The organism is Loigolactobacillus backii (assembly GCF_003946275.1).
GTDB classification, from domain to species: domain Bacteria; phylum Bacillota; class Bacilli; order Lactobacillales; family Lactobacillaceae; genus Loigolactobacillus; species Loigolactobacillus backii.
On the sequence record NZ_RHNQ01000133.1, the window covers coordinates 1 to 1,606 of the forward strand.

Annotated in this window: 1 protein-coding gene; it reads left to right on the forward strand. The window is 36.5% G+C overall.

Going from position 1 to position 1,606, the window contains the following annotated elements; translation table 11 throughout:
• Positions 1 to 878 precede the first annotated feature (878 nt).
• Positions 879 to 1,606, forward strand: a 728-nt coding sequence (locus EKM61_RS11885) for a replication initiation protein (RefSeq protein ID WP_164505775.1), incomplete at its 3' end; no start/stop codon positions are given.

Sequence of the window (1,606 nt, forward strand, 5' to 3'; positions counted from 1 at the left end):
CCCATTGATGAAATGCTTGCTGATCCTTGGCAAGTTGATATTCAAGAATTGTTTGAAGCTTCTGTCAATGAACCTGATGAGATCAAAAGGAACTTGTATGATTCCTTATACACTTATGTTTTGCAAAAAAGACAAGAAGATATTATTAATCGTCCTGGCTTCGTTATTTAGCCCTCTAAGAGCCTGCTGAGGGCTTTTTGTTTTTGCTTTGGTATAAATATATAAACAGTCTCAAAACCGCTAAAAACGAAGAATGAGGCCCTTAAAAACGAACATAGCAGCTAAGTTCTTGTTAAGATTCAGAAAAACTAACTGTTTGCTGTCAATGGTAGCGGACGAGCAAAGCGTGGGAGCATAAGGAATTGACAGCTTTAAACCAGTCTTAACACTGAATTGGCGAAAGCCAAAGTTTCTATAAAACTTTGCTTTCCTGCCTAACGGCGAGTGAAAAAGCGGTTAAGCTGGCTCAGCTTGGACGGGGTTCGGGGCGTTAGCGCCCGATTAAATGTGGCTTGTCACTCCTTTGTAGGCAACGAACGAAGTGAGGCGCAAAGAGCGTAGCGACTGGAGTTTAATGTGAGCCTGTTTTTGGGCTCACTCCTTTGTATTTTTGTTTTAGATTTTGATCTTGTACAGTGGTGCCTCTTTTAAACCTCTTTTATAAACCTCTTTTAAACCTCTTTTAGACCCCTCTTGAGCCTTACTCCCCCAAGGCGTACAGAAGTTTATGGATAGAGTTTTGTCTGTTTATAGATAGAGTTTTGTCTGTTTATAGATAGAGTTTTGTCTGTTTATAGATAGAGTTTTGTCTGTTTATAGATAGAGTTTTGTAGTATTATATATTCATAAAACCATATTCATTAAAAGAGGTGCTTCATTTGAGTAATGAAATTGTTAAATATGATCCTGAATTAAATACAATCCCACTTCGAAAATTCACTCCTGTTGAAATGAATTTATTCTTCTCAATAGTTTCTAGAATGCGTGACAAGGGTGACGAAACTGTAAGGTTTTCATTTGATCAATTAAAAGAATTAAGTGCATATAAACCTACAGCAAATAACCGATTTATTGACGATATTGAAAGTACTTATCAAAAAATTTTAGGCTTACGCTTTGGAAGGCGTAGTAAAGATGGGCTGCATCGTGAATTTTTTGTTATGTTTACCGAATTTGAGATAAACGGCCATGCTGATGATCCTTATGTTGATATTAAAATTTACCCCAAAGCTATAAAATTATTAAATGAGCTGGAAAGTTGGGTTCGTTATGCTTTATCAGAATTCAGAGATTTAAAAAGTAGCTACGCAAAAACCATGTTTCGGTTACTAAAACAATTTAGAACTACTGGGTACGCTTACTTTTCAGTTGCAGACTTTAACGAGCTATTAGATGTCCCTAAAAGCTATAAAAGTAGCAATATAAATCAATCCGTTTTAAAACCCATCAAAGAGGAACTTACGCCTCTTTTTAGAGGCCTAACGGTTAGAAAAAAATATGGTAAAGGCCGCGGGAAACCAGTGATTGGTTATTCTTTTACTTGGAAGCCTGAAAAGAAAGACGCTAACGACTTCTCACAAGGTCAATTTCAAGATGAACGTCAAAA